A 4,780-nucleotide genomic window follows, 5' to 3' on the forward strand; every position below is an offset into this window, starting at 1 on the left:
AGAAGTATCGCACTGATCAAGGCGACTGCGACGGCAATGGGTATGTTGAGGTAAAAAAGCCAACGCCAACCCAGGGTGTCGGTGATCCAGCCGCCGATGGTCGGCCCTAAGGTGAACGGTGTAATGGCGGCGATGCCCCACAGACTCAGGCCAATATTGCGCCGTTGTGGGGTGTAGTGACGCAGGATGACGCCAAGAGAGATGGGAATAGTCAGTCCGCCCGCATAACCCTGGACGACGCGCGCGGCCAAAAACCAGTCGTAATTGGAGGTCTGGGCGCATACGGTGGAAGCCATGGCAAAGGCGAGGAAGGAGCCGAGCAGGCTGCGCATCTCCCCCCAGCGGTTCAGAAACCACGTCGCGGTGGGAAAGGCCAGCGCCATAGCCAGGAAAAAATTCGCCTGGGTCCAGTCTGCATAGGCGGGGTTGACGCCCAGACTCCCGGCAACGTGGGGGATCATGGGTAGATAGGCCCCGGTGTTGAAGAGTACAAGGAAGTGACCCAGCCCGATCACCAGGTTGAGGAGTGCCACCATAGACGCGCTGAGCGCTGGTATCGGGGCGGCAATACGGAGGGAAGACGTCACGGGCGGTTGCGTTTGCTATTTTTCGGAAGACGTAGCGATAATGCGGCCCGTGAATATATAGGTCAAATTGGAAATTTATAACTAACCTATAGGGGATAGCGATATATGGACACCGAGCTTTTGCTGACTTTTCTAACGGTAGCCCGGTCCGGGGGTATCAGCGCGGCGGCCAGGGTGCTGCACCGCAGTCAGCCGGCGGTGACGGAACGTTTACAGAAACTCACCCAGCAAGTGGGGGAACCACTTACCATGCGCAGCGGCCGCGGTATTCGCCTCACGCCGGCCGGGGAGGCATTGCTCTCCACCGCGCAGCGGCTGCGCGATGTGGTCGACGAATTTGACGACATCGTGTTGCGTCGGCAGCGCCTGCAAAACGGCGTGCTGCGCATTGCCGCGACCAATACGGTGGCCAATTATTTTTTGCCGCAACGTCTGGTGGCCTTTCAGCGCCAGTTCCCCGATGTGGAACTCCAACTGCGCGGTGGCATCATCGACTGGTCGGACATCTCGTTGTCCGACTGGGATTTGTTCTTTCTGGAAGGCGGGCTGGATCTGGAAGGGTTGCCTTCCTACTATACGGTAACGCCATGGTTACACGATGAAATCATGACGATTTTCCCGGAGGGCCACGCGCTGCTGGCGCAAGATGACCTCACCCTGGAAAGCCTCATGTCCTACCCCATGATCTGGCGGGAACGCGCCTCGGGCATTCGCCGCTCTGTGGAGCGGGTGTTTCATGACGCACACTTGACGCCCAAACAATCCATCGAAGTGACCGGTGTCGAGGCGGTAGGTGCCGCCGTAGACGCCGGGCTAGGCATCGGGTTTGTGACTGCCGCAGCCTTGCGCTGCCGAAAAGACTGGCGCGTCCACGTACGCCGCTTACCGTCACCGCACGGCATTCAATGGACACTGTATATGGCCAGACCGCAGCCCATTTACCAGTCCCATACCATCCAGGCATTTCTGCAATTTCTGGATGCGGATGCAGTGCATGCGTCAGACACCGCAGCCGCATCGCTGCGTTAAGCGTCCTGCGCTTCCGCCGACGCCGTTACGGGGACCATGGACTCCGCCGCGTCAATCACCCCACGCTCGGCCTCCAGTACATCCCCCTTGGCACGCTCCCGCTCCACCAGGCTGATGATCCGGGCCACCTGCGCGGGTTTTACCGCAAGGTACTCGGCTATCGCCTTGATGTCCTCCTTCAGTTGCGCCTGTATGGAGTTGATGCCCTCCCGGCGGTTGATGATGTCTTCTATGGCCTCGCGGGCCTTGTGATCCAGTTCCAAAGTAACTCCCTAATTTGCCGTGTGTGATCGGCCCTAAAGCCATTTTTGTCCGGCGCAGTTTATCACGGCCGCACCATAAAAGGCTCCGTGGCGGGTTGGTCTTGTGCGGTGCGCTGGAAGGTAGCCGTTTGCTGAGTCTGCTGAAGTACCACAGACTCCATAGAGGACGTCGGGCCGGGCTGATAACCTTTTTCCTGATGTCCCAGCCAGAGGCCAATCAGCGTGCCAAAGACCAGAATGCCCGCCGTCTTGGGCCGGAACTGCGATGCAAAATGATGGGGTGCCATGTGATGCCTCCTTCGGTGGTTACTGTATAAAAGTACAGTACACGCTGAAGGGGCTCATGGCAAGTGCGATGGTGGTCGGGGTTACCATGGGTGAACCGCATTGAAATCCACCCCATGCCATATCACCAGCGACGCTGCTGGACAGAGGTTATCGGGGGAATGGGAAAACCCTGTCCCATCAAAGCTGCGGCAGGCGGTCCAGGGGGCTGATCACGCCGCTCGGCCCGCTATTCAGGACATGGGTATAGATCATGGTGGTACTCACATCGGAATGCCCCAGCAATTCCTGCACCGTGCGAATGTCCTGACCCGACTCCAGCAGGTGATATGGTGGACCTCTCACGGACCCTCTGCCGTGGCCAAATTCGACGCTGCTACGCGGCGATATCCCGGAGGTCGTGCGGATACTCAAGGATCAAACGAATGGTGTGCTGGGAATCATGGGCAGTGGGGAATTGATTAAAACCCTGTTGTCCGCTGACGTGATTGACGAATACTTGCTGATGATCCACCCACTGGTTCTCGGCACCGATCGTCGGCTTTTCCCAGAACAAGTGAAACTGGCGCTGCGGTTGACACACTGCGTCACATCGTCCGCCGGCGTGGTGATCGCCACCTACGAGCCGGAGAAAGAATAAAAATGGATGGCGCGCCCTCGGCCAAGATTCAAACGACATCCAACCCCGGCGAATTGCGCCCTAACACCATTCCAACCATGCGCTCCAGCCGACTGCTTTACGTTGGGCGTCAGAGGCAGCGCACATTGCTTCGTGTTCGCGTATTTGCTAACGTCCGTTCATGTCCTTCGAGATCGAGTACTTCCACGAGCGCGTTCTCCACGAGATTGAGTCGTGGCCCGTAGATGTCCTCGCCGACTACGCGCGTTTGGTCGAACTGCTGGCCGAATATGGGCCGAGTCTCAGGCTGCCGCACTCGCGGGCTTTCGGTGATGGCTTGTTTGAGCTTCGGCCTCGCGGTCGTTCCGGCATCGGTAGAGCGTTCTATTGCTTTCTCGTTGGCAAACGGGCCGTCGTCCTCCACGCCTTCATCAAGAAGGCGCAGGAGACGCCTGATCGAGAACTTAAGTTGGCGCGCAAGCGCCTGAAGGAGGTTTCAAATGGCTGAACTGAAATTTAAACCCGTCCGTCATTCCCACAAGGAATTCCTTGCCAAGGCGGCAACCCGCAAGGGGTTCGTCGAAGCCTATGACGCCCTTGCCCTTGAGTACCAAGTTGCCAGCCAAATGCTCAAGGCACGATCCCGTGCGGGCCTGACGCAAGACGCCGTCGCGGAACGGATGGGAACAACCAAGAGTGCGGTTTCGAGGCTCGAGTCGGCCGGAAAGCATGCGCCCTCGCTCGCAACCCTCAAGCGGTATGCCCAGGCCGTGGGGTGCGAGCTTCAAGTGAAGCTTGTGCCGCAGAAGACTGCTTGACGCCAATCCATCGGTAACCGGACTGCCCGCAAGCTGCGCCTGCAGGTTCCCTCCGCCACTACGCGGGTCCGGCGGCCGGTTACATCATTCGTGTGCGCCGGGTATGGCGCGTTACTTCATAAGTGGAAGTCCTATGGCCAGGTTTTCGCAGAGCCGAAGGCTAGGGAAACGGCAAATATTCGACTTATTTCTGTTCGTCGATCACGAACAGAGGAGGCAGCACTATATGAAAGCTAAAACGTTCGATAAACAGTTTGATGAGGGTGTTGATATTACTGCTGCTCTGGAGTTATCCAAGGCGAAACGCGTGTTGCAGGAGCAAAAGCGCGTTAATGTCGATTTTCCTACGTGGATGATTGAATCATTAGATCGAGAGGCAGGAAAGCTCGGCATTACCCGGCAATCCATTATTAAGGTGTGGCTCGCTGAACGCCTTGAAGAGTCTGCTTCTAACACTACGTTCCAACGGACGCGCCGCGATGCGGCGCTCCGCTGAACTCCACGCTAGGGCCTACGGAGATGCCACGCTACATCGGAAGCTGCCACTGCGGTGCCGTGCGCTTCGAGATCGAAACGGTCATTGATCGTGTGATCGAATGCAACTGCTCGATCTGCCATAAAAAGGGCATCCTTCATCACCGTGTCACTCCGGATCGCTTCCGTCTGTTATCTGGTGAGGCCAACCTTGGTACATATCAGTTTGGGTCCAAGCTCGCAAAACATCACTTCTGCAAGACCTGTGGCATTCACGTCTTTACCCGACCTCGGGCTGCGCCTGATCTTTATACTGTGAACGTCAGAGTTCTCGATGACTATGACCTCGCACGCGAAAGCCCAGAGATTGTTCAGTTCGATGGCCGGCACTGGGAGGAAAACGTTGTTTCTCTCAAGTAACTCATTGGGTCCTATTGAACGCCTGCTTCCCGAATTAGCCATCTTCTGCTTGGGGGAAGCAAACCCCCACATTTTCACCAATGCGCCCGCAGCGCCGTGATGTCTGCGGCCTCGGTTTTCTTAACATCATATTTCGTGACATTTTGTAAATGAATGTCTTGCTTCAACCCGGTGTGCGCCGCCGCGAGGTGTGGGCATGGGCGATGTACGACTTCGCCAATTCCGGCTATACGACGGTGGTCATCACCGCCGTGTTCAGCGCGTATTTTGTCTCCGTCGTCGCCG

General features: G+C 57.3%; 10 protein-coding genes. 6 read left to right on the plus strand and 4 right to left on the minus strand.

Annotation, left to right across the window (positions count from 1 at the left end; translation table 11 throughout):
- The coding region (locus tag AC2VNK_RS08070) for an MFS transporter (protein WP_486883419.1) at positions 1-587 on the minus strand (587 nt) is incomplete at its 3' end.
- A 105-nt stretch (positions 588-692) separates the two neighbouring features.
- Between AC2VNK_RS08070 and AC2VNK_RS08075 the strand changes: the two genes are divergently transcribed.
- Positions 693-1,616, plus strand: coding sequence for a LysR family transcriptional regulator (locus AC2VNK_RS08075; RefSeq protein ID WP_291523903.1), 924 nt, complete (start codon positions 693-695; stop codon positions 1,614-1,616).
- On the opposite strand, the gene AC2VNK_RS08080 is transcribed toward AC2VNK_RS08075, so the two are convergent.
- The 3 genes from AC2VNK_RS08080 to AC2VNK_RS08090 form a co-directional block, all read right to left on the minus strand.
- Positions 1,613-1,879 (minus strand): hypothetical protein, encoded by a 267-nt coding sequence (locus tag AC2VNK_RS08080; RefSeq protein WP_291523905.1) that lies wholly within the window; start codon positions 1,877-1,879, stop codon positions 1,613-1,615. The two genes, AC2VNK_RS08075 and AC2VNK_RS08080, sit on opposite strands and share 4 nt — an antisense overlap.
- Before the next feature lie 62 nt (positions 1,880-1,941).
- Positions 1,942-2,166: a hypothetical protein gene (locus AC2VNK_RS08085; protein ID WP_291523907.1), complete on the minus strand. Its 225-nt coding sequence runs from the start codon at positions 2,164-2,166 to the stop codon at positions 1,942-1,944.
- A 178-nt stretch (positions 2,167-2,344) separates the two neighbouring features.
- Positions 2,345-2,509 (minus strand): tyrosine-type recombinase/integrase, encoded by a 165-nt coding sequence (locus AC2VNK_RS08090; protein WP_486883420.1) that lies wholly within the window; start codon positions 2,507-2,509, stop codon positions 2,345-2,347.
- Positions 2,510-2,552: 43 nt separating this feature from the next.
- On the opposite strand from AC2VNK_RS08090, the gene AC2VNK_RS08095 reads away from it, so the two are divergent.
- From AC2VNK_RS08095 to AC2VNK_RS08115, 5 genes are all read left to right on the plus strand, one after another.
- Positions 2,553-2,804: a dihydrofolate reductase family protein gene (locus AC2VNK_RS08095; RefSeq protein WP_486883422.1), complete on the plus strand. Its 252-nt coding sequence runs from the start codon at positions 2,553-2,555 to the stop codon at positions 2,802-2,804.
- A 160-nt stretch (positions 2,805-2,964) separates the two neighbouring features.
- A complete protein-coding gene (locus tag AC2VNK_RS08100; RefSeq protein WP_291523909.1) occupies positions 2,965-3,291 on the plus strand; it encodes a type II toxin-antitoxin system RelE/ParE family toxin in 327 nt (108 codons plus the stop codon).
- Positions 3,284-3,601 (plus strand): helix-turn-helix transcriptional regulator, encoded by a 318-nt coding sequence (locus AC2VNK_RS08105; RefSeq protein WP_291508736.1) that lies wholly within the window; start codon positions 3,284-3,286, stop codon positions 3,599-3,601. Before AC2VNK_RS08100 ends, AC2VNK_RS08105 begins: the two co-directional genes overlap by 8 nt.
- A gap of 226 nt (positions 3,602-3,827) precedes the next feature.
- Positions 3,828-4,097, plus strand: coding sequence for a type II toxin-antitoxin system BrnA family antitoxin (brnA, locus tag AC2VNK_RS08110; protein WP_291508735.1), 270 nt, complete (start codon positions 3,828-3,830; stop codon positions 4,095-4,097).
- 23 nt (positions 4,098-4,120) lie between these two features.
- Positions 4,121-4,495 carry a GFA family protein gene (locus AC2VNK_RS08115; protein WP_486883421.1) on the plus strand — a complete coding sequence of 125 codons (375 nt, stop codon included), beginning with the start codon at positions 4,121-4,123 and terminating at the stop codon, positions 4,493-4,495.
- Positions 4,496-4,780: the final 285 nt, after the last annotated feature.

The organism is Acidithiobacillus sp. TH-A35 (assembly GCF_057473505.1).